Below are 26,527 nucleotides of genomic sequence, written 5' to 3'. Positions count from 1 at the left end.
GCTCATTTCGCGCTGACCCATTGATAAAGCCACAGTTCCGTCAAACGGCGTTCGTAGCCGGCAATATGCGCCGACAACTCCACAACACTGCCCGCATCGGCCGAGACATCGATGACAAGCCGCCACAGGCTGGTGCCTGCAATCTTTTCGAGCGTCGTTCCGACCAGCGTGCCATTGCCGATCGTCACCACCGGCTCGACGGTGGCGTCACTCTCCAGCGCGCCCAGAAGGCCGCCGCGGAAATCGATGACGAACTTGCGTTCGCCCTGCTTGGCCTGCGCGCCCGAAACCCCGCCATGACCGGCCCGCGTCTCGTCTACATAGGCGAGCGGTTCGGAATCATCATGCGGCAGATCGCCCCAGTAGAGGCGGTAGGACATCTCCAGCGTGCCGCCGGCGGTGGCCTTGGCCTCGGGGACCCAATAGGCGACGATGTTGTCGTTGGCCTCATTGTCGGAGGGGATTTCGACCAGACGGACAAAGCCCTTGCCCCAGTCGCCCAGGGGTTCGACCTCGGCCGTGGGGCGGCGCTCGTAGCGGGCGCCCAGGTCTTCGAAGCTTTCGAAGCGGCGGTCGCGCTGGTGCAGGCCGAACCGCTTGGGGGCGGTTTCGGGGAAATAGCTGCCGGCCAGCTGCGGCGGGTTGTTCAGGGGGCGCCAGATCACGTCGCCATCCGAGCGGACGATGCGCAAGCCATCGCTGTCATGCACGTTCGGGCGGTAGTCGTCGTAACCGGCGCGGTTCTTCTCGGAGTAAAGGAACATCGAGGTGAGCGGGGCGACGCCCAGCTCTTCGACATCCTTGCGGAAGAACAGGCGGGCGGTGACCTCCATCATCGTGGCGGCACCGGGCGTGATGATGATGCGATAGGCGCCGGTCACGCTGGGGCCGTCGAGCGTGGCATAGACGGTCAGGCTTTGGCTGCCGGCGGGGCCGCGCTCCAAATAGAAGTTCGAGAAGCGGGGGAATTCCTCGCCCTGGGCAGTGGCGGTGTTGACGGCAAGACCGCGGGCCGAGAGGCCGTATGCCGAGTCGCGGCCAAGCGCGCGGAAGTAGCTGGCGCCGACAAAGGTCGCGAGTTCGTCGAGTTTGTCGGGACGGTTCAGCGCATAGTTCAGCCGGAACCCCGCAACGCCGGGCAGGACGGCATGTTCGGGAACCCGGCTGGCCAGGGCGTTCAGATATTCGAAATCATCGGTCGAGAATCGAATCTCGCTCGCCTGACCATCGGCCACATCATAGATCACCACCGGCTCGGCGAAGAGCCAGCCCATGTGGAAAGCGGCCAGACGGAAGGCGGAGCCGGTCTCGCTCCACCGCGCGCGGTCGTCGCGGAAGCGGATCAGGCGGTAGTCGTCATAGGTCAGCGTGCCGAGGAAACCTTCCGGCGCAGGGGCCGTGGTGTGAGGTGTGGCGGCCAGCGCCTTCATCTCATCTGTCAGAATATCAAAGGAAAATTGCCGCGGTGCCGCATCCGGCTGGGTGCTGGTATCCTGGGCGCGCAGGCGGGCCGGCAGCAGAACGGCCGCCGTGCCGAAAACCGCCGCAGCACTGAGAAGCGCACGACGGGAGGTAGCGACGCTGAGGATGCCGTAATTTTTCATAGTGATGGGAAACTTAAGGGTTTTTCCGAGTCGGACCGCTGAACTCAAGGGGGCATATAGAAGATATCGGTATCAAGTCGCAAGCGTGCTTCAAAGCAAGTTGAACAGGCTTGTGCGGAATTTGACGGCGTTTTCGGGCAAATGCACAAATTTTCGTCTGCCGTCAAATGCTGCAACTGCAAAAGGCGCAAAAGCGGGGATTTTCGCGCGGATTCGGTCGTTTTCGGAGGTGTTTTTCCCGAAAACGACCACGGCCCATGCGCCGATCGCATAGCGGGTATTCCGGTGTGAGGCGCTGTCTCGGCGGGGATTCGCGCGAAGTGCCTCAGCTTTCGGCGGGATGCGGCAGAGGCACTTCGCTCAGGTCGGCAAAGTCGAAATCAGGGGCCAGGGGGTGCGGCCCGGGCTGGGCGACTCCAGTGCGCACCAGCAGCGTCGGCAGGCCCGCGGCATGGCCGGCGATGATATCGGTTTCCACCTGATCGCCAATCATCAGCGTCCTCGCCGCCGCTGTGCCGAGGATCTGCACGGCGCGGTCGATCATCTGGCGGCCCGGTTTGCCCACCACGGTGGCGCTGCGGCCCGAGGCGACCTCGATCGCGCGCAGGATCGCGCCGGCGCCGGGGTCGAAGGCCGTCGCACTGGGCAGCATCGGGTCGGCGTTGGTGGCATAGAAAGCCGCCCCCGCCAGCAGCGCCGCCTGGGCGCGGCCCAGCGTCTCATAGGTGAAGGCGCGGTCAAGGCCGACCACAACGACATCCGCCGCATCGGACAGGGTGAAGCCGCGCGCCGTCACCGCGTCGCGCAGGGCCGCTGCCCCCACCACCAGAACCCGGGCCGAGGGCGGATGGTTCGTCGCCACCAGATCAGCCACCGTGCTGGCGCTGGTCACCACGCGCTCGGCCGTCACAGGGATGCCCATGTCATTGATCTTGGAAGCAAAATCCGCCGCACTTCGGGTCGAGTTGTTGGTGACGAAAGCATAGGGCAACCCGGCCTCATGCCAGCGTCGGAAGGCCGCGATGGCCGAGGGGATCGGCGCGTCACCGCGATAGACCACGCCGTCCAGATCGCTGATCACCCCGGACAGTTGCTGCCAAAACGTCATCTCGCCCTCTTTGCCCCTGTGGATCTGCGCCACGCTAGCCGCTTGGCCCGCAGGGCGAAAGGCCGTGTCGCTGTTACAAAAGCTTCACTTGATCGGGTTGATATTTCCAATATTCAGGAAATATGGAACATGACCCACCTCTTGCCGCCTTTGCGGCCCTTGGCCACCCGGACCGGCTCGCCGTCTTCCGGCTCCTGATGCGCTTTGCCCCGCAAGGCGCCCGCCCGACCGAGATCGCGGCGGCGCTGGATTTGCGCGCCAACACCCTGTCGCACCACCTGAGCGATCTGGAACGCGCCGGGCTGATCGGGGCTGAACGGCAGGGACGCTCGCTGTATTACAGCGTGCGGATGGACCGCCTGGCGGATCTGGTGGGCTATCTGGTCAATGACACCGGGCGCGGCCGCCCGGATGTCGCAGCCCTCATCCCCTCACAGGAGTTTGCCATGGCCGATCGGGTCTGGAATGTGCTGTTCATCTGCTCGGGCAATTCGGCGCGCTCGATCTTTGCCGAGGCTTTGCTGCGCGATCTGGGGCAGGGGCGTTTCAACGCCTTTTCCGCCGGAACCCGGCCCGGCAGCGCGCTGAACCCTTTCGCGGTGGAGGTTCTGGCCCGCAATGGCCATGACACCAGCGGCCTGCGCGCCAAACATGTCGCGGAATTCGCAGCGGAGGGGGCGCCGCAGATGGATTTCGTCTTCACCGTCTGCGATCTGGCCGCCGCCGAGGACTGCGCCCCCTGGTCGGGCCAGCCGATGACGGCGCATTGGGGCGTGGCCGATCCGGTCAAGGCCACCGGCACCGATGCCGAAAAGGCGCTGGCCTTTGCGCTGGCCTATGCCGAACTGCGCCGCCGCATCCTCGCCTTTGCTGCCCTTCCTGTGGCAGAGCTGCAGAAGGTTGCCCTGCAGCGCCACATCGACGGGATCGGGAAGAACTGAGATGACACGCATTGCAATCAATGGCTTGGGCCGCATGGGCAAACTGGCGCTGCGCGACCTGATCGATACGGGCGCGGGCGGCGAGATCGTGCTGATCAACGAGCCGGGTGCCGGGGCCGAGCAGTTGGCCCTGCTGATGGAGTTCGATTCGGTGCATGGCCGCTGGCCGCGTTCTGTGACCTGGGACGTGGGCAGCCTGACGCTGGCGGGGCAGAAGATCCGGCTGACCGGCGAAAAGCGGATTGAGGATCTGCCTTTGGCCGAACTTGGCGTCGATCTGGTGATCGACTGCACCGGGGTGTTCAAGACGGCGGCCAAGGTGGCCCCCTATTACGCGGCGGGGGTGAAGAAGGTGGTGGTTTCGGCCCCGGTCAAGGACGGCGGCGCGCTCAATCTGGTCTATGGGGTGAACCATCAGCTTTACGATCCGAGCCAGCACCATCTGATCACGGCGGCGAGCTGCACGACCAATTGCCTCGCCCCGGTGGTGAAGGTGATCCATGAAGGGATCGGCATCCGGCATGGCTCGATCACCACGATCCATGATGTGACCAACACGCAGACGATTGTGGACCGTCCGGCCAAGGACATGCGGCGGGCGCGCTCGGCCCTGATGAACCTGATCCCGACCTCGACCGGGTCGGCCACGGCGATTACCCTGATTTATCCGGAGCTTGCCGGGCGGTTGAATGGTCATGCGGTGCGGGTGCCGCTGCTGAACGCCTCGCTCACCGATTGCGTGTTTGAGGTGGCGCGGGAAACCTCGGTGGGCGAGGTGAACGCGCTGTTCAAAGCTGCTGCCGAGGGGGCGTTGCGCGGGATCCTGGGCTACGAGACGCGGGAATTGGTGTCGTCGGATTACCTCAACGACCCGCGCTCGGCGATTGTCGATGCGGCGAGCACGATGGTCGTGGCGGGGACGCAGGTGAAGATCTACGCCTGGTATGACAACGAATGGGGCTATGCCTGCCGGCTGGCCGATGTCGCCCGGATGGTGGCTGCGGGGCTATGAGCGGCTTGCGCGCCTATGCGGCGGTGACGGCGGCCTATTGGGCCTTCATGCTGTCGGACGGGGCCTTGCGGCTGCTGGTTCTGTTGCATTTCAATGCCTTGGGCTTTTCGCCGATCCAGCTGGCCTGGCTGTTCTTGCTGTATGAACTGGCGGGGGTGGTCACCAACCTGTCGGCGGGCTGGCTTGCGGCGCGCTTTGGCCTGGCGAGCACCCTGTATGCCGGGCTTGGCGTGCAGATTGCGGCGCTGCTGGCCCTGGCGCAGCTCGACCCGGGGTGGAGCGTGGCGGTGTCGGTCACCTATGTCATGGCGGTGCAGGGGGCTTCGGGCGTGGCCAAGGATCTGGCGAAGATGTCGTCGAAATCGGCGGTCAAGGTTCTGGCGCCCAAGGGGGAGGGGGTGCTCTTCCGCTGGGTCGCGGTGCTGACGGGGTCGAAGAATGCGGTGAAGGGGGCGGGGTTCTTCCTTGGCGCGGCCTTGCTGGCGGGCTTGGGCTTTGAGGTGGCGCTTTGGGCGATGGCCGGGGTGCTGGCGCTGATCCTTGTGGCGGTGGCGGCCTTTCTGCCCAAGGGTCTGCCGGCGGGCAGCAAGGGGGCCAAGTTCACGCAAGTCTGGTCAAAAGACCGCCGGATCAACCTGTTGGCCCTGGCGCGGATGTTCCTGTTCGGGGCGCGGGATGTCTGGTTCGTGGTCGGCGTGCCAGTTTTTTTCCAGTCGGTGCTGGGCGGGCAGAACGGGTTTTACCTGATCGGCGGCTTCATGGCGCTTTGGACCATCGCCTACGGCGCGGTTCAGGGCTTTGCGCCGCAGATCCTGCGGCGGGGAGGGGCGGTGCCGCTGGCCCAGGCGCGGCACTGGGCCCTGGTCCTGTGGCCGATCCCTCTGGCCCTGGCGGTTCTGGCGGCGGCGGCGCCGGGGATCGGTCTGGCGCCCGCGGGGCTGGCCCTTGTTCTAGTCTTCGGGCTTCTGGTCTTCGGCTATGTCTTCGCGCTCAACTCCGCGCTGCACTCTTATCTGATCCTCGCCTTCGCGCGGGCGGACCGGGTGTCGATGGATGTGGGCTTCTACTATATGGCCAATGCGGCGGGGCGGCTTTTGGGCACCGCGCTGTCCGGGATCAGCTATCAGATCGGTGGATTGCCCCTGTGCCTGGCCACGGCGGCGACGCTGGCCCTGGCAAGCTGGCTTGCCATGCGCCGGTTGAGCCTGACATAAATCAAAGCGTGGCCTGGCCGTTCCGGTGCAGGATACGACGCGCGGCCATTGTCGCGCTTGGTTGAGGTAGTTCGATGCAAGACCCCTATGCCGTCCTTGGGCTGACCCGCACCGCCACCGCGGAAGAGATCAAGAAGGCCCATCGCAAGCTGGTCAAGACCAGCCACCCCGATCTGAACCCGGATGACAAGGCCGCCGAGGCCAAGTTCAAGGCGATCTCGGCCGCCTACGACCTGCTCAAAGACCCGGCCACGCGGGCGCGCTATGACGCGGGTGAGATCGACGCCTCGGGCGCCGAAAAGCCCGAGCGGCGCTTTTACCGCGATTTCGCCGACCAGCCGGGCAACACCTACCGTCCGGGCTATGAACCGCAGGGCGACCCGGCCGATGTCTTTGCCGAGATGCTGCGCCGGCAGGGTCGCGGGCGCAGCGGTTTCGGCGGTTTTGGCGGCTTTGGCGGAGAGGGCTTTCCCTTGCCCGGACACGATCTGCGCTTCACCCTCGATGTGCCGTTTCTCGATGCGGTGCGCGGCACCAAATCGCGCATCACCCTGCCCGAAGTCGGCAATGTCGAGGTGCAGATCCCGGCGGGGGCCCATGATGGCCAGACCCTGCGCCTGCGCGGCAAGGGCGGGCCGGGCTCGGGCGGCGGGCCCTCCGGCGATGCGCTGATCACCCTGACGGTCGGCCCGCATCCGGTGTTTCACCGCGAGGGCGACGATATCCATGTGACGCTGCCGATCTCGCTCGACGAGGCGGTGCTGGGCGCCAAGGTCGCGGTGCCCACGATCGACGGGCCGGTCAATCTGAGCATTCCGAAAGGCGCCTCCTCGGGGCGGATCTTGCGCCTGCGCGGGCGCGGCGTGCGCAAGGCGCGGGGCGAGCCGGGCGATCAACTGGTCGAATTGCGCATCGTCCTGCCGCCGACCGTCGATGCCGACCTGGCCGCCTTCATGGAGACCTGGCGCAAGAGCCATCCGCAAGACCCGCGCAAGGGCCTGTTCGAAGGAGGCGAAGCATGAGCGAGTTCTATTCGGCCGCCGAGGTACTGCTGGCCGTGCCGCGCCTGACCGAACTGCGCCTGACGCGCTTTGTCGAGGCGCGGATTGTCTTACCGGTCGAAAGCAGCGCGGGGCTGGGGTTCCGCCGGATCGACCTGGCACGGATCGAGCTTTTGTGCGAGCTGGCCGAGGAGTTCGATCTGGATGAGGATGGTCTGGGCCTGGTGATCAGCCTGGTGGACCAGCTTCATGCCGCCCGCCGCGATCTGCGCGCGATCTGCCGGGTGATCGCCACCGAGCCGCCCGAGGTCCGGGCGCGGATTGGCGCCCGGCTGCAGGAAGAGGGCTGACCGCGCCCCGGGATGCCGCTGCAACCCGTTGATCCGCCACGTCTTTGCAACCGGGAGGCCGGATGAGATTTGTTTCGCCCAAGACGTCCCCGGCCCCCGCCGCTGATCGCTCCGCGCCGGACGCCGCGGATGCTGGTCCGAAAGTAGGGCCGGAAGTTGGGACGCCAGCCCCGCGAGGCGCGCGCGAGCCGGCCCTTCTGATCGCGGTTCTGGTCCTGCAGGCCTGTGCCGCGCTGTACTTTCTGTTCGATGCCTTTGGTGAATTGATGCGCAACCCCGGCCAGGCCCATCCCCTGACCGAGGCGCCGGTGGCGCTGGCCCTGGGCCTTGGCCTTCTCTTCACCGTCAAGGATGTGCGGCGGACCCGGCGCCGGATGCGCGAACAGGAGGCGGCCCTGCAAGCGGCGAAAAGCGCCTTCGCCGAGGTCGTCAGCCGGCAGTTCGCGCTCTGGGCCCTGACCCCGGCCGAGCGCGACGTCGGGCTTCTGGCGCTCAAAGGCATGGATGTGGCCGAGATCGCCCAGGCGCGCGGGGCCGCAGCGGGGACGGTGCGCGCGCAACTGACCCGGATCTACGCCAAGGCGGGTGTCGCCGGGCGCAGCCAGTTTGCGGCCTTCTTCGTCGAAGACCTGCTGTCCGAGGGCCTGGCCGATCCGCCCGGCTGATCGCGCCGCCCTGGCCCGCATCGCCGCGCGCCGTCTGAGCGCTTGCCGGGACGCGCGGGATGATCGGTGCGTCCTGTGGCCTTACCCGGTCCGGGATGGCACCGCGCCAAGCGGGGCCGATCCTATCCGGCCGCAGCAAGCCTGCTCATAGGCCGGGCAAGCCTTGGTCAGAAACCGCTGGCCCGGCGCAGGTTTGCGGCGTTGGATTGGCCCTCTTCGGTCTTGAAAACCGAGACCAGCGAGACAAGTTCCTGCGCCTGGCGGCTGAGATCCTCGCTGGAGCGGGTGGCGTCCTGCACCATGGCGGCGTTTTGCTGGGTCACCTGATCCAGCTGGGCCACGCCGATGTTGATCTCGTTCAGGCTGCCCGACTGCGCCCCGGCGCCGCTGGCGATGCCCGACATCAGGCCAGAGATATTCTGGACCCGGACCACGATGCTGGACAGCGCCTGCCCGGCCTTGCCCACCAGATCCACCCCCTTGGCGACTTGCTGCGCGCTGCCGGTGATGAGCGATTTGATCTCGCGTGCGGCCTCTGAACTGCGTTGGGCCAGCGCGCGCACCTCGGAGGCGACGACGGCAAAGCCGCGCCCCGCCTCGCCCGCCCGCGCCGCCTCGACCCCGGCGTTCAGCGCCAGAAGGTTGGTCTGGAAGGCGATATCGTCGATCACCCCGATGATGGTGGAGATCTGGCCGGAGAATTTCTCGATCTCCTGCATGGCGTTGACCGCACTTTGCACAACGCTGCCGCTTTGGCTCGCCTCGGTCTGGGCCTGCTGGACCACCAGTTCAATCTCCTGGGTGCCGGTGGCTGCGGCGCGGACATTGGCGGTCAGCTCGTCCATCGCGGCGGCGGTTTCCTCCAGCGTGGCGGCCTGATTTTCGGTGCGTTGCGACAGGTTGCCGGACTGGCGGTTGATGTCGTTGGCCCCGGCCTCGATCTGGCCGGCGGTTTCGATCACGGCGAGCAGCGCCTTGGAGAGACCCTCCACCGCCGAGTTGTAGTCGCTTTGCAGCTGCTGGTATTCCGGCGGGAAATTGGCGGGCAGGCGGCTGGTCAGATCGCCCGCGGCGAGCTTGCGCAGCGCCTCGGTCATGGCTTGCACCACCTGTTTTTGCACCCCGGCCTCGCGTTCGTGCATCTCGCGGTCTTTCAGCGCCAGGCCGAGGCCGTGGCGCATCACGTCCAGCGATTGCGCGATGCGGCCCACCTCGTCACGACGGGCTGTCATCGGGATCGCCGTGACGTAATCGGCATTCGCGACCTGATCCATCGCGCCGGAAATCGCCTGCAGCGGCAGCCGCATGGCGCGGTGCAGGAACCAGGCGCCCACGGCCAGAAGGGCCACAAAGACCACTACCGCCATGAGGATCGCGCGCAACTGCAGCGCGCCATATTCGGCCTCGAGGCTGGCGGTCGACCATTGGGTGGCGACCACGCCGGCCTTGTCGGCCTTTTCGCCGAACAGTGCCGGCGCGGCCACGAAGAGGCCGGTCGGGTCGGTTTCAACCTGGCCGGAGATGGCGGCCCTGGCGGCCAGGCTGGTCAGAAGTTGCTGGGTGGGGTCGTCAATTTCGCCGGATTTGATCCGCGCCTCGCCCGAAGGGGCATAGGCGATCATGCCTTTCAGCAATCCATTCTCGCGTTTAAGCAGCTGTTCGAAGGCGGCGGTGACCGCGCTGTCCTTGCCGAACTTGATCGCCCCCGCCACCTCGCGCGCGATGCTTTGCGAGGTGTCAAAGGCCTGACCGCGCAGCCCTTTCTTCGCCACGTCGCGCAACATGCCCGAGGCGTTGAAGGTGATGAGCCCGGCCACGAGGGCCGTGATGACCGCCACCATGGCCAGACATTTGCCGAAAATCGACAGGTGCAGAAAATGGAAAGATCGATCGGAACCGCGTGACATGAAGACCCCCCTGCTTTCGCCCTACATCAACGCATCTGCATTGACGCCGACCGTCATGGTGCCGATCGCGGCCTTGGTTGCGGGATCCACGATGGTGATCGAGATCTGGCCCTCATAGCTCTGTGTCGATTCGTCGAGTTCCACATCGCCGAACAGCACCCCCTCGGCCCCGGTGGGGAAGACCTTGGTGAACTTGTCCTCATCACCCTGCCACATGTCAGAGGTCGGCGCGGAAACGGCGACGTTCAGCCCCTTGGCGTCGGTGATGAAGACCTCGGTGATCTTGCCGCCCGATTCTTCGACCTTCTGGCGCAGGAAGTCGGCGGCGGCATTGGCCATCACGGGGGTGATGGTGGGCGTCTCGGCCTAGCCGACCTCCGCCTTCCAGGCGGCGTCGAGGCTGTCGATCTTGGCCTGATCATAGGCGGCGCGGTCGGTGTTGGCGGCGGTGATCGCCTGCACCAGCGCCGGATCTTCGGCCCAGGCCCGGATCGAACCGTCCAGATAGGCCTTCATCGCCCCCTGATAGTCGGCGGACCAGGCGGTCTGGGCCACAAACAGCAGCGGCAGCGCTGCAAGTCGGAAGAGTTTCATTGCAATCTCCTTTGCACGAATCGCCCCCGCTCTTTTGACGGCGATGCGCAGAGACTGCGGGCAAACACTTGCCCAAGTTTTAAGACCCCCGCGAACCGGGCTCAAAAATGCAGCTAAATTAACCCAACGGAGCTATTCGGGGCGCGGTCCGACCGAGCCGCGCGCGATCAGCGCGGTGTTCAGGATCAGCCTTTGCGGCGCCGGGCTTTCGCCTTTCAGGCGGCGGATCAGGAGTTCCGCGACGCTTTTGCCCAAGGCATAGACCGGCTGGTCGATCACGGTGATCGGCGGGCTGGTGACACTGGTCCAATCCGCATCATGGAAGGTTATCAAGGAGATATCCTGCGGCATCCGCAGACCATGCGCCCGGATCGCCTTGAAGATCTCCAGCCCGATCAGACTGTCGGAGGCGATGATGGCGGTGGGCCGGTCGGCGCTGGAGAACAGGCGAGCGGCGAGGCTGCGGGTCGCCTCGGGGCTGGTGGCGCCAAGGCAGACGCGGCTTTCGGGCCGCGCGATCCCGGCTTCTTCGCAAACCGAAAGAAAGCCCTCGACCCTTTCGCGGACCGAGGTGGTGTAAAGCTGGGCGAGGTCGTGGAACTCGGCCCCGCGGTCGCTGACGGCGGTCAGATAGGCGATGCGGCGGTGGCCAGCGCTGACCAGAAGCCGGGTGGCGGCCACGGCGGCGGCGCGGTCGTCGACGGTGACGGTGTCAACCTCGAGATCGGGCAAGGCGCGGTCGAGAAGCGCCAGCGGGCGGCCCGATCGGTGGACGTCGTGCAGATGGGCGGTGTCGCGTGATTCGGCGGGGGTGACGATCAGGCCATCGACCCTTTTGCCGATCATCAGGCGCACGGCGGCGCGTTCGGCCTCCAGCGTTTCGCCGGAGTTGGCAAGGATCACGTTGAAGCCGGCGACCTTGGCCGCGTCGGAAATGCCGCGTACGGCGAGGCTGAAGAAGGGGTTTTCGATATCGCCGACCACCACGCCGATGATGCCGGATTTGCCGGTCGTCATGGAGCGCGCCAGCTCATTGGGCCGGTAATCCAAGGCCTTGGCCGCCGCCATCACCGCGTCGTGTATCTTCTCGCTGACCACGCCGTAGCCACCCAGCACGCGCGCCGCCGTGGCCTTGGAGACCTGGGCCGCCTGGGCCACGTCAAGGACGGTCACGGAACGCGCTTTGATGGGTTTTTTCGTCATCTGCGAAATGACTACAAGAAATGTTGACGGGAGGTCAACTCGTGGCTAACGATTGCAAATGAGACCGGTCTCAAAAGGAAATAGACCGGTCTCAGACGCGATTAAATCGGTCTTTCCGCAAGAAGATCAGGCCGGGCCGCAGCTTTTTCGGCACTGATCCGGGCTGGAAACCGATCGGGAACGGAGCCGGGACCGCGAAGGCGGCCTCGGCAAGGACAAGACCAACAAACTTCACAGTGGAGATATGGAAATGCGCATGACCGGAATGTTCACCTCGCTGGCCGCACCCCTGCGCCGGGGGGCGATGGCTTTGACGCTGGCCGTGGCGGGCTTTGGGGCGGCTTCAACCGCGATGGCCGAGGACAATCCCTATGGGCTGATCGACGCCAAGACGATCAGCGTGGGGACGATGGGCGATGCCAAGCCCTATGCCTTTACCCAGGCGGATGGCACCTTTACCGGCTTTGACATCGAGCTGTTCCTCAACGTCGTGGGGCGGATGGGCTTCAAGCCGGATCAGGTGATCTTCACCGGGCAGGATTTCTCGGCGCTGATGCCTTCGGTGGCCAATGGCCGCTTTGACGTGGCGGTGGCGGCGATCGGGACGACCGACAAGCGCAAGGAGACGGTGGATTTCTCGGATGGTTACCTTGCTGGGTATCTCTCGGTGCTGACCGCCGACAAGGGGATCACCGATGCGGCCGGGCTGAAGGGCAAGCGCTTGGGCGTGGTGCAGGGCACCTTGCAGGAGATCTATGCCTCCAAGAACTTCACTGGCACCGATCTGGTGAAATTCCCCGACAACAACTCGGCGATTGCCGCCTTGAACAACGGCACGGTGGATGCGCATTTCCTCGACTACGAGGCGGCCAAGCAATATGGCAGCCAGTTCCCCGGTCTGGTGATTGCGGTCAACATCCCCTCGTTCGATGCCCCCGCCGGCTTCGTGATCCGCAAGGGCAGCGATGCCTTCAAGGCGGCGCTGAACAAGGGGCTGCATGAGGCGATGCAGGACGGCACCTGGAAGACGCTATATGAAAAGTGGTTCCCCGGTTCGCCGATGCCCGCAGACTATCTGCCCAAGTGACATGGATCTGGCCGCAGGCAGAGGCCTGCGGCCAAGCCTTCAGCACCAAGGGGCATGAATGGACTGGCTAGAGAATTTACGCCGCAGTTTTCTGGACTGGCAGGCGATGGCAGAAGTTCTGCCGATGATGATTACGACCGGGTTGAAGAACACGCTGATCCTCGCCTCGGCCTCGACCGTGCTGGGCGTGGTGCTTGGCATGGTGCTGGCGGTGATGAACATCTCGCAGTCGCGCTGGCTGCGTTACCCGGCACAGATCTACACCGACATTTTCCGCGGCCTGCCGGCCATCGTGACCATCCTGTTGATCGGACAGGGTTTTGCCCGCATCGGGCGCGAGATTTTCGGGCCCTCGCCTTACCCATTGGGCATTCTGGCGCTGAGCCTGATCGCCGGGGCCTATATCGGCGAGATCTTCCGCTCGGGCATTCAAAGCGTGGAACGCGGCCAGATGGAGGCGTGTCGGGCACTCAGCATGAACTACCGGCAGGGGATGCGGCTGATCGTGATTCCGCAGGGCATCCGAAGGGTGCTGCCGGCGCTGGTCAACCAGTTCATCGGCAATGTGAAGGATTCGAGCCTGGTCTATTTCCTGGGGCTTCTGGCCTCAGAGCGCGAGATTTTCCGGGTTGGGCAGGATCAGGCGGTGGTGACGGGGAACCTGTCGCCCTTGCTGCTGGCGGGGATTTTCTACCTGATCATTACCGTGCCTTTGACCCATGTCGTCAACCTGATCGACCGCCGTTTGCGGGTCGGCAAGCGGCCGACGCTGACCAGCGGTCTGGCCGAGGTGGGCGAGCTGGAATCGGCCAAACCGGTTGCTGCCAACCGCTTCACGGGCGGCAGTCTGGAGGTCGACGGGCTGACCATGGCTTACGGCACGGTCGACGTTCTGAAAGGCGTCAGCCTGACGGTCAAGCCGGGGACGGTGACCTGCATCATCGGGCCTTCCGGCTCGGGCAAGTCGACCCTGCTGCGCTGTCTGAACCGGTTGGTGGAGCCGAAGGGCGGCGATATCCGGCTGGACGGGCAGAGCATCCTCGCCATGCAGCCCGAAAAGCTGCGGCGCCGGGTGGGGATGGTGTTCCAGCATTTCAACCTGTTCCCGGACCATACCGCGCTGGAAAACGTCATGCTCTCGCTGACCAGGATCAAGGGCATGCCGACGGCGGAGGCGGAACGCATCGCCTCGGCCCGGCTGGCGGATGTGGGGCTGGCGACGCGCAAGGACCATCGGCCCGGCAACCTGTCGGGCGGCCAGCAGCAGCGCGTGGCGATTGCCCGGGCCCTGGCGATGGAGCCGGAGATCATCCTCTTTGACGAGGTCACCAGCGCCTTGGACCCCGAACTGGTCAAGGGCGTGCTGACCCTGATGGAAGACTTGGGCCGCCGTGGCATGACCATGGTCGTGGTGACCCACGAGATGGGTTTTGCCCGCAAGGTCGCCGATCAGGTCGTCTTCATGGACGAGGGCCGCGTGGTCGAGGCGGGCCCGCCGGCGCAGATCTTCGATGCGCCGCAAAGCGACCGGTTGAAGCTGTTCCTGGCCGAGGTGCTGTAACCCCCCGGCCCAAACCTGCCCCGGTTCAGGGTCCAGCCCTGCGCCGGAGGTGTGAAATCTTGTAACGAAAGTCCTCGGATATGGAAAAATCCTCGAATGTTTCCAGTGTGATCGTGGTGGGCGGCGGCATATTCGGTGCCTCCACCGCGGTGCAGCTGGTGCGGCGCGGCGTCAAGGTCACGCTGATCAATGACGGGCCTCTGGCGATGGGGGCCTCGGGCCGCTCGCTGGCCTGGCTGAACTCGGCCCGCAAACGCTCGCCCGAATATCACGCGCTGCGGATGGCGGGGATCGACCGCTACCGCACGCTTGCCACCAAATTCCCGCAGGCCGACTGGCTGCGTTTTGACGGCGCTTTGACCTGGGACCCGGATGGCCCGGGCAACGAGATTGCGGCGGTCTTCGCCCATGAACAGGCGCTGGGCTATGATGCGCTGCATCTGGCGGCGGACGAGATTGCCGGGGTGACGCCGGGCATCGCCGCCAGTGCGGTGACGCCACAGGGCGCCATCTTCAACCCCGGCGAGGGCTGGGTCGATCTGCCCTCGCTGGTGCAGGTGCTGATGTCGGAATTCATCGAGCGCGGCGGCAAGGTCGTGACCGACGCGGGCCGCGCTTCGGTCACCGTCAAGGGGGGGCGGGCGACCGGGGTCACCACGACCTCGGGCCTCGGCTTTACCGCTGATGCGGTGCTGGTTGCGACCGGCGGGGCGGTGCCCGCGATGGCGGCAGAGGCGGGGGTGAAGATCGACGACGGCACGCCGATCGCCCTTTTGGTGCGGACCAAGCCCTTGACCCTGCGGCTGAAAGCCGTGCTGAACACCCCCCGCGTCGCGGTGCGCCCGATGCCTGATGGCGGGCTGGCGCTTGATTCCGCCTGGTCTGAGGAAGAGGTCATCGTGAACGCGGACGGGACCTATACGGTCAAGGACTCGACCATCGCCGGCCTGCTGGAAGAGGCCTCCAAGGTGCTGGAGGGCCATCCCAAGCTGGAATTTGCCAGCCAGGGCATCGGGCCGAAGCCGATTCCCAGCGATGGCGAGCCGGTCTTTGGCGCGGTGCCGGAGATCGCGGGCTATTACGTCGCCTTCAGCCACAGCGGCGCCACCCTGGGCCTGATCGCGGGCGAATTGCTGGCCTGGGAGATTGCGACCGGTCAGGCGCATCCCTTGCTCGCCACCTTCCGCCCGGCGCGCTTTGCCTGACGCGCTTTGACTGACGCGATCTTCCTGCCCCTTTGCACGGCGAAGGGGCAGGGGCCGCGGCCCTGACCCGGGGCAATTGCCCTTCGGCGAAAATCTGCTTGCTTCCCGTCCCGCTCCCTCTAATTTGATCATAAGCCCGCACAAGCGGCACCGCGCCGGTACGGCGCCTCATCAGGGAGATTGCGATGAAGACACTTAAACGGATGGGCACCGGGCTTCTGGCCCTTTCTCTGGCCACAACACCGCTGATGGCGCAGGTCACGGCGGTGGGCGCGGGCGAGGGCGAGGTCGATATCGTCGCCTGGCCCGGCTATATGGAGCGCGGCGAAAGCGACAAGGCCTATGACTGGATCACCAAGTTCGAGACGGAGTCGGGCTGCAAGGTCAACGTCAAGACTGCCGGCACCTCGGACGAGATGGTGACGCTGATGAACCAGGGCGGCTTCGACCTGGTCACCGCCTCGGGCGATGCCAGCCTGCGGCTGGTGGCGGGCAAGAAGGTGCAGGAGATCAACACGAGCCTGATTCCGTCCTGGGACAAGCTCGACCCGCGTCTGAAGGATGGCGCCTGGTTCACGGTGGATGGCAAGCATTACGGCGTGCCCTATCAGTGGGGGCCGAACGTGCTGATGTACAATACCGATGTCTTCAAGGAGGCGCCGAAGTCCTGGTCGGTGGTCTTCGAGGAACAGAACCTGCCCGACGGCAAGACCAATGCCGGCCGCGTGCAGGCCTATGCCGGGCCGATCTATGTGGCCGATGCCGCGCTCTACCTCATGGCGCACAAGCCCGAGCTTGGCATCACCTCACCCTATGAGCTGACCCCGCCGCAATATGCCGCAGCGCTCGATTTGCTCCGCGCGCAGCGCAAGCTGGTCAGCCGGTACTGGTCGGATGCGACGGTGCAGACAGACGATTTCAAGAACGAGGGCATCGTCGCCTCGACCTCCTGGCCCTATCAGGTGAACCTGCTGCTGGGTGAGAAATTCCCGATCGCCTCGACCGTGCCGGAAGAGGGCGCCACCGGCTGGTCGGACACCACGATGCTGGCCACCAATGCGCCGCACCCGAACTGCGCCTACAAGTGGATGGAACACACGCTGAATTCGAACCTGCAATCCGACCTGTCGTCGTGGTTCGGGTCGGTTCCGGTGGTGCCTGCGGCCTGTGGCGACGGATCGGGCCTGCAAACGGCCGAGGGTTGCAAGGCCAACGGGTCGGAGACCTTCGACAAGATCCACTTCTGGACCACGCCGATTGCTGACTGCAAGGCGGGCGCCGGGGCTTGCGTGCCCTACGCGACCTGGGTGAGCGATTACATGGCCGTCGTCGGCGGCAACTGAGGCAAGATGGGCAGATTGCCCATCCTACCCCAAGCAGGATGGGCAGATTGCCCATCCTGCCATTGCCGGGCCGGGATGACCCAGCCCGGCTTCTTTATGGATACCGGACCCCATGCAGCCTGCCGTTCAGTTTCAATCCGTCACCCGGCATTTCGGCCCTGTGAAGGCGGTCGATCAGGTTGACCTGACCATCGCCGAAGGGGCGTTTTTTGCCATGCTCGGGCCCTCGGGGTCGGGCAAGACCACCTGCCTGCGGCTGATCTCGGGGTTCGAACAGCCCTCCTCCGGGCAGATCCGGATCTTTGGCGAGGATGTCTCGGCGGTGCCGCCGCATCTGCGCAACGTGAACACGGTGTTTCAGGATTACGCCCTGTTTCCGCATATGAATGTGCGCGACAATGTGGCTTACGGGTTGATGGTCAAGGGCATGGGCCGCACCAAGCGCCATGCCAAGGCCGAGGAGATGCTGGCGCTGGTCAAGCTCGACGCCTATGGCGACCGCAAGCCCGCGCAGCTGTCGGGCGGGCAGCGGCAGCGGGTGGCTTTGGCGCGGGCTTTGGTCAACGAACCGCGCGTGTTGTTGCTGGACGAACCGCTCGGCGCCCTGGATCTGAAACTGCGCGAGGCGATGCAGGACGAGTTGAAGGCGCTGCAGCGCCGCCTCGGCATCACCTTTGTCTTCGTCACCCATGATCAGGGCGAGGCTTTGTCGATGGCCGACAGCCTCGCCGTCTTTTCCGATGGCAAGATCGCCCAGATCGGCTCGCCGCAGGAGATCTACACCCAGCCCGCCAGCCGATTTGTCGCCGATTTCGTCGGCTCGTCCAACGTGCTACCGCCCGAGCTGACCGAGGCGCTGGGCGGTCCGGCGCGCTGGTCCAGCCTGCGCCCCGAGGCGCTGCATCTGGCCGAAACCGGGCCGATCAGGGGCGCCGTCCTCTCGCACCGCTACCTGGGGTCGGGCACAAGGATTAGCCTGTCGCTGCACGGCACCGAGATCGCGGCCTTCCTGCCCGCAGGCGCCCCGGTGCCGCCCGAAGGCAGCCGGATCGCCCTGAATTTTGCGCCCGACGCCCTCCACGTCATGGCAAACGAACCATGATTGCGCTTTGCCAAATACTCCCGCCGGAGGCCCTGCCTTTCGTCCCGCGCAACACCGGGGGCCAGCCATGACGCCTGCGATCTTCCCCGCCCGCAATCTCGCAGACCGTCTGACCCGGCTGTTCTGGCGTCACCCGAGGGTGCTTCTGGCGCTGCTGCTCGCCCCGCCGCTGTTGTGGCTGGGAGTGGTTTACCTCGGCTCGCTGGCGGCGCTCCTCCTGCAAAGCTTTTACCGGCTGGACGATTTTTCTGGCGTGGTGATCCCCGAATTCACGCTGCAGACCTATGGCCAGCTGTTCCGCCCTTCGAATTTCGCCGTCATCACCCGGACACTGCTGATGGCCACATCGGTGACGCTCGCCTCGGCGGTGATTGCCTTTCCGGTGGCCTATTACGCCGCCCGCTTCGCCAAGGGCCGATGGAAGGCGGCGTTTTACCTTGGCGTCATGCTGCCCCTGTGGTCGAGCTATCTGGTCAAGGTCTATGCCTTCAAGCTGATCCTCGCCAAGGAAGGGATCATCACCTGGGCCGCAACCGCCACCCATACCGACTGGCTTTTGAACGCGGCGCTCAGCCTGCCGGGGGTCGGGGGCAATTCCTTGTCGACCAGTTTCCTCGGCACCTTCATCGTCTTCTGCTATGTCTGGCTGCCCTATATGATCCTGCCGATGCAGGCGGCGCTGGAACGGGTGCCGACCTCGATGCTGGAGGCTTCCGCCGATCTTGGCGCCAGCGCGCGGCGGACTTTCTGGAGCGTGACCCTGCCCTTGGCCCTGCCGGGGATCATCGCGGGGTCGATCTTCACCTTCTCGCTGACCTTGGGCGATTACATCATCCCCCAGATCATCGGCAATTCGTCGAGCTTCATCGGCATGGCGGTTTACCAGTTACAGGGCACGGCGGGGAACGTGCCGCTGGCCGCGGCCTTTGCCGTGGTGCCGATCCTGATCATGCTGGTGTATCTGACGCTGGCACGGAAAGCGGGGGCTTTCGATGCGCTCTGAAGCCTCGTTCTCGCTGAAACTCTCGGCCATTCTGGGCCTGTTGTTCCTGCATTTGCCGATCCTGTTGATCTTCCTTTACGCCTTCACGATCGAGGAGAGGTCCTTCGCCTTTCCGCCGCCGGGGCTGACGACCAAGTGGTTTGCCGTGGCCTGGAACCGGGCCGATATCTGGCCGCCCCTGCTGTTGTCCTTGAAGGTGGCGCTGATCTCGACCTTCCTCGCGCTGATCCTCGGCACGCTGATCTCTGCCGCGATGAGCGGGGCGCGGTTCTGGGGGCGCGATCAGCTGTCCTTGCTGATCGTGCTGCCGATCGCCTTGCCGGGGGTGATCACCGGGATCGCGCTGCGGGCGGCGGTGCCGATGCTGCATCTGGATTTCAGCTGGCTGACCATCGTCTTGGGCCATGCGACCTTCTGCATCGTCATCGTCTATAACAACGCGGTCGCCCGCTTTCGCCGTCTGTCGGGCGGGATATTGGAGGCTTCGGCGGACCTCGGCGCCAATGCCTTCCAGACCTTCCGACATGTGCTGTTGCCGAACTTGGGCACGGCGCTGCTCGCGGGGGGCATGCTGGCCTTTGCGCTGAGCTTTGACGAGGTGATCGTGACGACCTTCACTGCCGGTGTTGGGGCGAGCTCAAAGACCTTGCCGATCTGGATGCTGGACGAGCTGATCCGCCCGCGCCAGCGCCCGGTGACCAATGTGGTGGCGATGGTGGTGTTTGCCACGACCTTTCTGCCGATCCTGCTCGCCTATTACCTGACCCGCGAGGGGGGCGAGACGGCGGGCGGGGGCAAGTAGCTACACCCGCGCTGCCGCCCGCCCGGCCCACCGCCCGGTGGCGAGGCAGGCGGTCAGAAGATAACCGCCGGTCGGGGCCTCCCAATCCAGCATTTCGCCGCAGGCGAAGGTTTGCGGCAGGGCCTTCAGGGCGAGGTCTTGGGTGAGGCTGGCGAAGGTCACGCCGCCGGCGGTGGAAATGGCTTCGTCCAGCGGGTTCGGGCCATTGAGGGGAAGCAGCAGAGATTTGATCGCCTGAACCGGGTCGAGGCTGCGGCCGAACTCCATCACCAAAGCCAGTGCCGGGGCCGAAAGGCCCAGCTTGCGCAGGCGGTTGGCGAGGCTTTCGGAAGCTTTCATCCTGGCGAGGCGGGCCGCGACCTCGGGGGCGGGGATATCGGGCATCAGGTCGAGATGCAGGCTGGCGCCCTTGCGCAGGGGTTTGGAGACAGCATAAATGCCGCCGCCTTCGACGCCTTTGGCGGTCAGGACGAACTCTCCGCGTTCGCGCAAGGGTCCGACGCAGAGGGCGGCGCCCTTGACGGCCTGGCCGAAATGCTTGGCCATATGGGGCGACCATTGCACCGCGAAGCCCATGTTGGCGGGTTGGAAAGGGGCGATTTCGACGCCTTTGGCCTGCAACCACGGCACCCAGGCGGCATCCGAGCCGAGCCTTGCCCAGCTGGCGCCGCCGAGCGCCAGAACGGTGACCTTGGGGTGCAGGACTTCGCGGCCTGTGGGGGTTTCAAAGACCAGACCCGCGCTGTCAAACCCGGTCCAGCGCCAGCGCAGGCGCATCTCGGCGCCCATGCCTGCCAGTCGCGCGGCCCAGGCGCGGACGAGGGGGGAGGCCTTCATCACGGTGGGAAACACCCGGCCTGAGGAGCCGGTAAAGACCTCCTGGCCCAAGCCGCGGCACCAGTCCATCACCTCCGCCGGGCCGAACTCGGCCAGCATCGGGGTCAGGTTCGGGCAGGCGTAGACGGCGTCAAAGGCGGCGGGGTCCTGATCCTTGGTGATGTTGAGCCCGCTTTTGCCCGCCATCAGGAACTTGCGCGCCGGGGAGGATTTCGCCTCGCAGATCACCACGCGGCGCCCGGCGCGGGCCAGTTCTTCGGCCGCCATCAAGCCAGCGGGCCCGGCGCCGATCACCAGGGCGTCAAGCATCAGGCCCGGCCGGCGCTGGGCGACAGGGTCAGGGGCTCGATCCCCATGGCCTGCAGGGCCTTTGCCCATTTGCGCGGGTCCTCGGTGCCGAAGATCAGGCCATCCGAGGCTTCGGCGGTCAGCCAGTCGTTACGGGCGATCTCGGCCTCCAGCTGGCCGGGGCCCCAGCCGGAATAGCCAAGGGCGAGAAAGGCTTGCGCCGGGCCCTTGCCGCGGGCCAAAGCCTCCAGCACGTCGAGGGTGGCGGTCATGCCATAGGCGCCGCCGACCATGGTCGTGGCCTGACCGCCGCCATAATCGGTCGAATGCAGCACAAAGCCGCGCCCGCGTTCGACCGGGCCGCCGGAGTGGATGCGGATGTCGCGGCCCAGATCGCCGCGCGGGATCTTCAGCTGGGTCAGAAGGTCGGCAAAGCTCAGCTCTGGCACGGGGCGATTCAGGATCAAGCCCATCGCCCCCTCGGCCGTATGCACGCAAATGAGGATCACCGCGCGTTCAAAACGCGGATCGCTCATGCCGGGCATGGCCAGGATCAGTTTGCCAGTCAGGTCCATCTGGTCAGGTCCATCGAATCGTCCTCCTCCTCCAAGATGGGGGCAAGTGGGTCCCCTCTCAACCCCCAAAGATCGGACAGGGTTCCCGCTTCACTTACGCTTCGCTGCAAAGTGATCGGGCCGGACTATCGAAAGGAGCAGGCTTTGCTTATGGTCCGGGCATGATGAAAAACCTGCTCCTCGCTGTCCTGTTGACCGCCCCGCTGCTGACCGGGCCTGCCCGTGCCGAAAATCAGGACGATGTCCTGCGGGCCGAGATGCTGCCCGGCTGGCGGATGGCGGATGGCCATTACATGGCGGCGCTGGATCTGCAGATGGCGCCGGCGTGGAAGACCTATTGGCGCGCCCCGGGCGAAGCGGGGATTCCGCCGACCTTTGACTGGGCCGGGTCGAAGAACCTCAAGAGCGTGGCCTTTCACTGGCCGAGCCCGAAGGTGATCACTCAAAGCGGGCTGACCAGCATCGGCTACCTCGACCGGCTGGTCCTGCCGATGGAGGTGGTGCCGCAGGATCCCGCGCAGCCGGTGACCTTGGCGCTGAAGATGGACCTGGGCGTCTGCCATGACATCTGCATGCCCGCGCATCTGACCTTTGATGCGACGCTGGGCGGGGCAGGGGCGCCGGACCCGCTGATCGACGCCGCCTTGCGGGCCGGGCCGAAGGTGTCGAAGTCCGGGGCGAATTGCGCCGTCTCGCCGATCTCGGACGGCGTGCGACTGACCGCGCGGATCGCCTTGCCGGCGCAGGGCAAGGACGAGACGGTGATTTTCGAGACGCAGGACCCCGGCATCTGGGTCTCGCAAGCCTCTTCCAGCCGCGATGGCGGGGTGCTGGTGGCCGAGGCCGATCTGGTGCCACCTGCAGGCGCGCCCTTTGCGCTGGACCGTTCAGGGGTCACGGTGACGATCCTCGGCGCCGACCGCTCGGTCGAACTGCACGGCTGCCCGGCGCCTTAACGCTCGCGCCGGCTGATCCGGATCAGGCAACGCTCCATCACCGCCATCGCCGGCGCGCGGGAGGAGGAGCGCAGCGTCATGTCGGTTTCCACCAGCAGCGCCAGCGCCTTTTCAACCTGACGGGTCGGCCAGTTCGAGGATTGTTTCAGCATCCTGTCGCGCCGCTTGAAAAATCCGCGCGCCCGGGCAAAGCCCGAGGCGGCACCCTCGGGATCGGTTGCCATCAGGTGCAGCGTGGTGAAATGGCGCAAAGCCGCGATGCACAGCGTCACCGGCAGCACGCCCTGGCCTTCCAGCCGGCGCAGGATCGGGCCGATCTCGCCCATCCGCAGCTCGGCCACGGCGTCCAGAAGCTCTTCCGCTTCGGTCTCCACGGTGGCCGGGGCGAGGGCGAGGATTTCCGCCGGAGTCAGCGGGGCGGAGTCGCGGTATTTGTAGAGCGCGATCTTTTCGAGGGTCTGGCGAAAATCGCCGGGCTCCAGACTGCGCGACAGGGTCAGAAGCTCGCCCATCGCGTCGGAGGGCACTTGCGACAGGCCGGCGCGTGAAAGCTCGGCCTCGATCTCTTCCCGCGTCGGCGGGTCGTCGTAAAGGCCGATGCAGGCCACGGCAAAATGCTTTTCGGCCAAGGTCTTGAGGGCGGATTTGCCGGTCAGGTTGCCGGCGGTCACGATGATATTGGCATCGCCGGGGCGCCAGTCGTCAAAGGCGGCCTGCAGGGTGGCGGAAAGCCCGTCGGTGGCATCCTCGACCACGACAACGCGGGCGCCGGGAAAGAAGCCGCGCGCCTTGACGGCATCCTGCAGGGCTGCGGCATCTTTCCGCAGGTCGGCGGCAGGGATGCGGGTCAGGCGCATTTCGGCATCGGCGCCGGGCCCGGCCAAGGCCAGCGTCGCCTCGGCCCGTTTCATGGCGACGCGCATCGCATCCTCGCCAAAGATCACCAGCGCCGCCTTGCCCGGGTCAGGCTTGGCGAGATAGCGCCGCGCCTCGGCCCCGGCGAGTTTCATTTCGGAAAGCTGGACGAGGCCGCCACCAGCCGCATCACCACATCATCCGCCAAAAGCCGCATCAGGCGCAGGTAGGCGTCGGTTTCCGCGGTCAGCCCGGCCACGTTCGACCCGGTGGCGGAATAGGCGGTGAAGCTGTCGATATGACCGCCGGTCATCCGCGTCTTGTCGGCACGCCGGGTCAGGGCCCAGTCGATGCCGCCGGTCAGGGTGTAGCGGGTGATGGCGCCGCCCGTGGTGATGCCGACCCCGATCGCCTTGGTGGTGATCGTATAGTTCAGATCGTAAAGCGGCGTGGTCGGGCGACCAAGGCGTTCCTCCATGTGCTGCACGAAGTCGAAGGAGTTCTTGTCGGTCGGGTCCGCGGTGCGGATCGTGCCCAAAAGCCCCTCGGCCGGGCCATTGACCCCGAAGGCCGGCGTGAAGCCGCAGGCGCCAAGCACCAGCGGCATCAGGAGGAAGCTGCGTCTAGACCACGACATTGATGATGCGCCCCGGAACCACGATCAGCTTCTTGACCGGCTGACCGGCGAGGAAACGTAGGACATCCTCGTTCTGCAGCGCGAGTTTTTCAACCTCGGAAGCGGGCATGTCTTTCGGCACGCTGATTTCCGCCCGCCGCTTGCCGTTGATCTGAATGGGTAGGGTCACGGTGTCGTCGACCAGCATGGCCGGATCGGCCTTGGGCCAGGCGGTTTGGGCGCAGAGGTTTTCACCGCCCTGCACCGTCCAGACCTCTTCCGCGATATGCGGGGTCATGGGGGACATGAGGCGCGCCAGCGTGCGGATCGCCTCTTTCATCACCGAAGTGGAGGCGGAAGCGCGGGCGATGGCATTGGTGAACTCGTAAAGTTTCGCGATGGCCTTGTTGAAGGCAAAGCCCTCGATCCCCGCCGTTACCTCGGCAATCGCCTTGTGCATGGCGCGCAGCAGGGCGTCGTCGCCTTCGCCCTTGTGGTCGGCGGGCATCTCGGCAATCCGCTCGGACAAGGCCCAGACGCGGGAGAGGTGCTTGAAGGTCGCCTCGGCGCCGGAGGCCGTCCATTCCACATCGCGTTCGGGCGGCGAGTCGGACATGACGAACCAGCGCGCGGTATCGGCGCCGAAAGCCGCGATGATGTTCATCGGGTCGACGACGTTTTTCTTGGACTTCGACATCTTGGCCGAGGGGATCACCTCGACCTGCATGTCGGCCAGAAGGGTGATCGCCTGCAGCGCCTCCTCCGGGATTTCCGTGGCTTCGGGGTCAATGCCAATGTCGGCGAGACGGCTTTTCAGCACGGTCACGACATTGCCGTCGACGGAGATTTTGCGGACATCCTCGGGCAGGTGATAGACCGGGCGGTCGTTGGCGTCGGTGGTCTTGTAGATCTCGTGCGTGACCATGCCTTGAGTGAAGAGCGCGTTGAAGGGCTCGATGGCTTTCAGCGGCAGATGGCCGGTCTTGTGCATCGCCCGGGCGAAGAAGCGCGAGTACAGGAGGTGCAGGATCGCGTGTTCGATGCCGCCGATGTATTGATCGACGTTCATCCAGTAATTCACGTCATCGGCCACGGTCGGCGTGCTGGCACGCGGCGCCGTGAAGCGGGCGTAGTACCAGGAGCTGTCGACGAAAGTGTCCATCGTGTCGGTTTCGCGCTTCGCCCCCGCGCCGCATTTCGGGCAGGTGCAATCGCGCCATGTCGGGTGACGGTCGAGCGGGTTGCCCGGCTTGTCGAAGGTCACGTCATAGGGCAGTTCGACCGGCAGGTTCTCTTTCTTCTCGGGCACGACGCCGCAGGTGGCGCAATGGATCACCGGGATCGGGCAACCCCAATAGCGCTGGCGCGAGATGCCCCAGTCGCGCAGGCGGTAGTTGGTGACGCCCTTTCCATAGCCATTGGCCTCGGCATGGGCGATGGCGGCGGCGATCGCCTCTTCGCCGGTCTGAAGTTCAGCCCCGGCAAAGCCGCGGATGTAGTTGACCTTTTCCGACTTCATCGGCACGAATGCCTCGGTCAGGTCGGTGTCTTCTTGACCTTCCGCAACAAAGACGGCGTTGATCTCCAGATCATACTTGGTGGCGAATTCGAAGTCGCGCGCGTCATGCGCCGGGCAGCCGAAGATCGCGCCGGTGCCGTAATCCATCAGGACGAAATTGGCGATCCAGATCGGCAGTTCCCAGTTCGGGTCGAGCGGATGCTGGACGCGCAGGCCGGTGTCGAAGCCAATCTTCTCGGCGGTCTCGATTTCCTCGGCCGAGGTGCCGCCCTTGCGGCAGAGGGCGATGAACTCGGCAATCTTCGGGTCCGCTTCCAGTGCCTTGGCCAGGGGATGGTCGGGCGAGATGGCGGCGAAGGAGGCGCCCATCAGCGTATCGGGGCGGGTGGTATAGACCTCCAGCGTCTCGAACCCGGCGGGGGCGCCGACGGTCTTGAAGGCGAATTGCAGGCCCTGGCTCTTGCCGATCCAGTTAGCCTGCATCAGGCGGACCTTCTCCGGCCAATCCTTCAGGCCGTCGAGGGCTGACAGGAGTTCGCCCGAATAGTCCGAGATCTTGAAGAACCACTGGGTCAGCTCGCGCCGTTCGACCAAGGCGTTGGAGCGCCAGCCGCGCCCGTCGATCACCTGTTCATTGGCCAGAACCGTCATGTCGACCGGGTCCCAGTTCACCACGGCCTTCTTGCGGTAGATCAGGCCGGCTTCCAGCATGTCGATGAACATCGCCTGTTGCTGGCCGTAATATTCCGGGTCGCAGGTGGCAAGCTCGCGGCTCCAGTCGATCGACAGGCCCAAGGGCTTCATCTGGCCGCGCATGTCGGCGATGTTCTGATAGGTCCAGTCGCGCGGATGGCCGCCACGTTCCATCGCGGCATTCTCGGCCGGCATGCCGAAAGCGTCCCAGCCCATCGGGTGCAGCACGGAAAAGCCCTGCGCCGCCTTGGTCCGTGCCACCACATCGCCCATCGTGTAGTTGCGCACATGACCCATATGGATGCGGCCCGAAGGGTAGGGGAACATCTCGAGCACATAATACTTGGGCTTGGCCGGGTCGCGCCGGGCCTGAAAGACCTGCGCCTCGTCCCAGGCCTTCTGCCATTTCGTCTCAATCACGGCGGGTTCGTAGCGCGACATCTGGGGCCCATATATATAAGGGAAGGTCAACCGGGCCGGAATTAC

Annotated in this window: 25 protein-coding genes; 14 read left to right on the top strand and 11 right to left on the bottom strand. The window is 65.4% G+C overall.

The window, feature by feature from the left end:
- Positions 1 to 2: 2 nt before the first annotated feature.
- Positions 3 to 1,604: an OpgD/OpgG family glucan biosynthesis protein gene (locus AC1DVR_RS15530; RefSeq protein ID WP_478001507.1), complete on the bottom strand. Its 1,602-nt coding sequence runs from the start codon at positions 1,602 to 1,604 to the stop codon at positions 3 to 5.
- Positions 1,605 to 1,929: 325 nt separating this feature from the next.
- On the bottom strand, positions 1,930 to 2,712 hold the full coding sequence (locus AC1DVR_RS15525; protein WP_478001506.1) for an HAD-IIA family hydrolase: 783 nt from the start codon (positions 2,710 to 2,712) through the stop codon (positions 1,930 to 1,932).
- A gap of 122 nt (positions 2,713 to 2,834) precedes the next feature.
- On the opposite strand from AC1DVR_RS15525, the gene AC1DVR_RS15520 reads away from it, so the two are divergent.
- The 6 genes from AC1DVR_RS15520 to AC1DVR_RS15495 all read left to right on the top strand — a co-directional run bounded on the left by AC1DVR_RS15520 (position 2,835) and on the right by AC1DVR_RS15495 (position 7,895).
- Entirely contained in the window at positions 2,835 to 3,653 is an 819-nt protein-coding gene (locus AC1DVR_RS15520) for a metalloregulator ArsR/SmtB family transcription factor (protein ID WP_478001505.1), read from the top strand.
- A gap of 1 nt (position 3,654) precedes the next feature.
- Positions 3,655 to 4,665: an ArsJ-associated glyceraldehyde-3-phosphate dehydrogenase gene (locus tag AC1DVR_RS15515; protein ID WP_478001504.1), complete on the top strand. Its 1,011-nt coding sequence runs from the start codon at positions 3,655 to 3,657 to the stop codon at positions 4,663 to 4,665.
- On the top strand, positions 4,662 to 5,879 hold the full coding sequence (gene arsJ, locus AC1DVR_RS15510; protein ID WP_478001503.1) for an organoarsenical effux MFS transporter ArsJ: 1,218 nt from the start codon (positions 4,662 to 4,664) through the stop codon (positions 5,877 to 5,879). Before AC1DVR_RS15515 ends, arsJ begins: the two co-directional genes overlap by 4 nt.
- A gap of 74 nt (positions 5,880 to 5,953) precedes the next feature.
- Positions 5,954 to 6,901: a DnaJ C-terminal domain-containing protein gene (locus AC1DVR_RS15505; RefSeq protein ID WP_478001502.1), complete on the top strand. Its 948-nt coding sequence runs from the start codon at positions 5,954 to 5,956 to the stop codon at positions 6,899 to 6,901.
- The gene (locus tag AC1DVR_RS15500) at positions 6,898 to 7,230 is read left to right on the top strand and encodes a hypothetical protein (RefSeq protein ID WP_478001501.1); all 333 of its coding nucleotides are present in this window, start codon (positions 6,898 to 6,900) and stop codon (positions 7,228 to 7,230) included. The genes AC1DVR_RS15505 and AC1DVR_RS15500 overlap by 4 nt, the downstream gene beginning before the upstream one ends.
- 62 nt (positions 7,231 to 7,292) lie before the next feature.
- Complete coding sequence (locus AC1DVR_RS15495) at positions 7,293 to 7,895, top strand: helix-turn-helix transcriptional regulator (protein ID WP_478001500.1); 603 nt, start codon at positions 7,293 to 7,295, stop codon at positions 7,893 to 7,895.
- A 167-nt stretch (positions 7,896 to 8,062) separates the two neighbouring features.
- Here the strand turns inward: AC1DVR_RS15495 and AC1DVR_RS15490 are convergent, their stop codons facing one another.
- The 4 genes from AC1DVR_RS15490 to AC1DVR_RS15475 all read right to left on the bottom strand — a co-directional run bounded on the left by AC1DVR_RS15490 (position 8,063) and on the right by AC1DVR_RS15475 (position 11,569).
- On the bottom strand, positions 8,063 to 9,802 hold the full coding sequence (locus tag AC1DVR_RS15490) for a methyl-accepting chemotaxis protein (protein WP_478001499.1): 1,740 nt from the start codon (positions 9,800 to 9,802) through the stop codon (positions 8,063 to 8,065).
- Positions 9,803 to 9,823: 21 nt separating this feature from the next.
- Positions 9,824 to 10,141, bottom strand: coding sequence for a hypothetical protein (locus tag AC1DVR_RS15485; protein WP_478001497.1), 318 nt, complete (start codon positions 10,139 to 10,141; stop codon positions 9,824 to 9,826).
- A 27-nt stretch (positions 10,142 to 10,168) separates the two neighbouring features.
- Positions 10,169 to 10,396, bottom strand: a complete 228-nt coding sequence (locus tag AC1DVR_RS15480; RefSeq protein WP_478001496.1) for a hypothetical protein — start codon at positions 10,394 to 10,396, stop codon at positions 10,169 to 10,171.
- A gap of 132 nt (positions 10,397 to 10,528) precedes the next feature.
- Positions 10,529 to 11,569: a LacI family DNA-binding transcriptional regulator gene (locus AC1DVR_RS15475; protein ID WP_478001495.1), complete on the bottom strand. Its 1,041-nt coding sequence runs from the start codon at positions 11,567 to 11,569 to the stop codon at positions 10,529 to 10,531.
- 286 nt (positions 11,570 to 11,855) lie between these two features.
- On the opposite strand from AC1DVR_RS15475, the gene AC1DVR_RS15470 reads away from it, so the two are divergent.
- From AC1DVR_RS15470 to AC1DVR_RS15440, 7 genes are all read left to right on the top strand, one after another.
- A complete protein-coding gene (locus AC1DVR_RS15470; protein ID WP_478001494.1) occupies positions 11,856 to 12,686 on the top strand; it encodes an ABC transporter substrate-binding protein in 831 nt (276 codons plus the stop codon).
- A 58-nt stretch (positions 12,687 to 12,744) separates the two neighbouring features.
- Positions 12,745 to 14,247: an amino acid ABC transporter permease/ATP-binding protein gene (locus AC1DVR_RS15465; protein ID WP_478001492.1), complete on the top strand. Its 1,503-nt coding sequence runs from the start codon at positions 12,745 to 12,747 to the stop codon at positions 14,245 to 14,247.
- An 80-nt stretch (positions 14,248 to 14,327) separates the two neighbouring features.
- On the top strand, positions 14,328 to 15,452 hold the full coding sequence (locus tag AC1DVR_RS15460; RefSeq protein ID WP_478001491.1) for an NAD(P)/FAD-dependent oxidoreductase: 1,125 nt from the start codon (positions 14,328 to 14,330) through the stop codon (positions 15,450 to 15,452).
- A 185-nt stretch (positions 15,453 to 15,637) separates the two neighbouring features.
- On the top strand, positions 15,638 to 16,795 hold the full coding sequence (locus tag AC1DVR_RS15455) for an ABC transporter substrate-binding protein (protein WP_478001490.1): 1,158 nt from the start codon (positions 15,638 to 15,640) through the stop codon (positions 16,793 to 16,795).
- A gap of 112 nt (positions 16,796 to 16,907) precedes the next feature.
- Positions 16,908 to 17,897, top strand: a complete 990-nt coding sequence (locus AC1DVR_RS15450) for an ABC transporter ATP-binding protein (RefSeq protein ID WP_478001489.1) — start codon at positions 16,908 to 16,910, stop codon at positions 17,895 to 17,897.
- 67 nt (positions 17,898 to 17,964) lie between these two features.
- Positions 17,965 to 18,900, top strand: a complete 936-nt coding sequence (locus AC1DVR_RS15445; RefSeq protein ID WP_478001488.1) for an ABC transporter permease — start codon at positions 17,965 to 17,967, stop codon at positions 18,898 to 18,900.
- Positions 18,890 to 19,702 carry an ABC transporter permease gene (locus tag AC1DVR_RS15440; RefSeq protein ID WP_478001487.1) on the top strand — a complete coding sequence of 271 codons (813 nt, stop codon included), beginning with the start codon at positions 18,890 to 18,892 and terminating at the stop codon, positions 19,700 to 19,702. Before AC1DVR_RS15445 ends, AC1DVR_RS15440 begins: the two co-directional genes overlap by 11 nt.
- On the opposite strand, the gene AC1DVR_RS15435 is transcribed toward AC1DVR_RS15440, so the two are convergent.
- Positions 19,703 to 20,848, bottom strand: a complete 1,146-nt coding sequence (locus AC1DVR_RS15435; RefSeq protein ID WP_478001486.1) for a BaiN/RdsA family NAD(P)/FAD-dependent oxidoreductase — start codon at positions 20,846 to 20,848, stop codon at positions 19,703 to 19,705. It lies immediately after the preceding gene.
- On the bottom strand, positions 20,848 to 21,402 hold the full coding sequence (locus AC1DVR_RS15430) for a YqgE/AlgH family protein (RefSeq protein WP_478001485.1): 555 nt from the start codon (positions 21,400 to 21,402) through the stop codon (positions 20,848 to 20,850). The genes AC1DVR_RS15435 and AC1DVR_RS15430 overlap by 1 nt, the downstream gene beginning before the upstream one ends.
- A 161-nt stretch (positions 21,403 to 21,563) precedes the next feature.
- On the opposite strand from AC1DVR_RS15430, the gene AC1DVR_RS15425 reads away from it, so the two are divergent.
- Complete coding sequence (locus AC1DVR_RS15425) at positions 21,564 to 22,358, top strand: protein-disulfide reductase DsbD domain-containing protein (protein WP_478001484.1); 795 nt, start codon at positions 21,564 to 21,566, stop codon at positions 22,356 to 22,358.
- On the opposite strand, the gene holA is transcribed toward AC1DVR_RS15425, so the two are convergent.
- The 3 genes from holA to leuS are packed head-to-tail and all read right to left on the bottom strand — an operon-like array spanning position 22,355 to position 26,482.
- Positions 22,355 to 23,368, bottom strand: a complete 1,014-nt coding sequence (holA, locus tag AC1DVR_RS15420; RefSeq protein ID WP_478001483.1) for a DNA polymerase III subunit delta — start codon at positions 23,366 to 23,368, stop codon at positions 22,355 to 22,357. The genes AC1DVR_RS15425 and holA overlap by 4 nt on opposite strands.
- A complete protein-coding gene (gene lptE / locus AC1DVR_RS15415) occupies positions 23,365 to 23,850 on the bottom strand; it encodes an LPS assembly lipoprotein LptE (protein ID WP_478001482.1) in 486 nt (161 codons plus the stop codon). Before lptE ends, holA begins: the two co-directional genes overlap by 4 nt.
- Complete coding sequence (leuS, locus tag AC1DVR_RS15410) at positions 23,837 to 26,482, bottom strand: leucine--tRNA ligase (RefSeq protein ID WP_478001481.1); 2,646 nt, start codon at positions 26,480 to 26,482, stop codon at positions 23,837 to 23,839. The genes lptE and leuS overlap by 14 nt, the downstream gene beginning before the upstream one ends.
- Positions 26,483 to 26,527: the final 45 nt, after the last annotated feature.

Source organism: Rhodobacter sp. P2_H5 (genome assembly GCF_056403335.1).
Note: the sequence above shows the minus strand (reverse complement) of the source record. Positions and strands in the feature narration are given on the sequence as shown.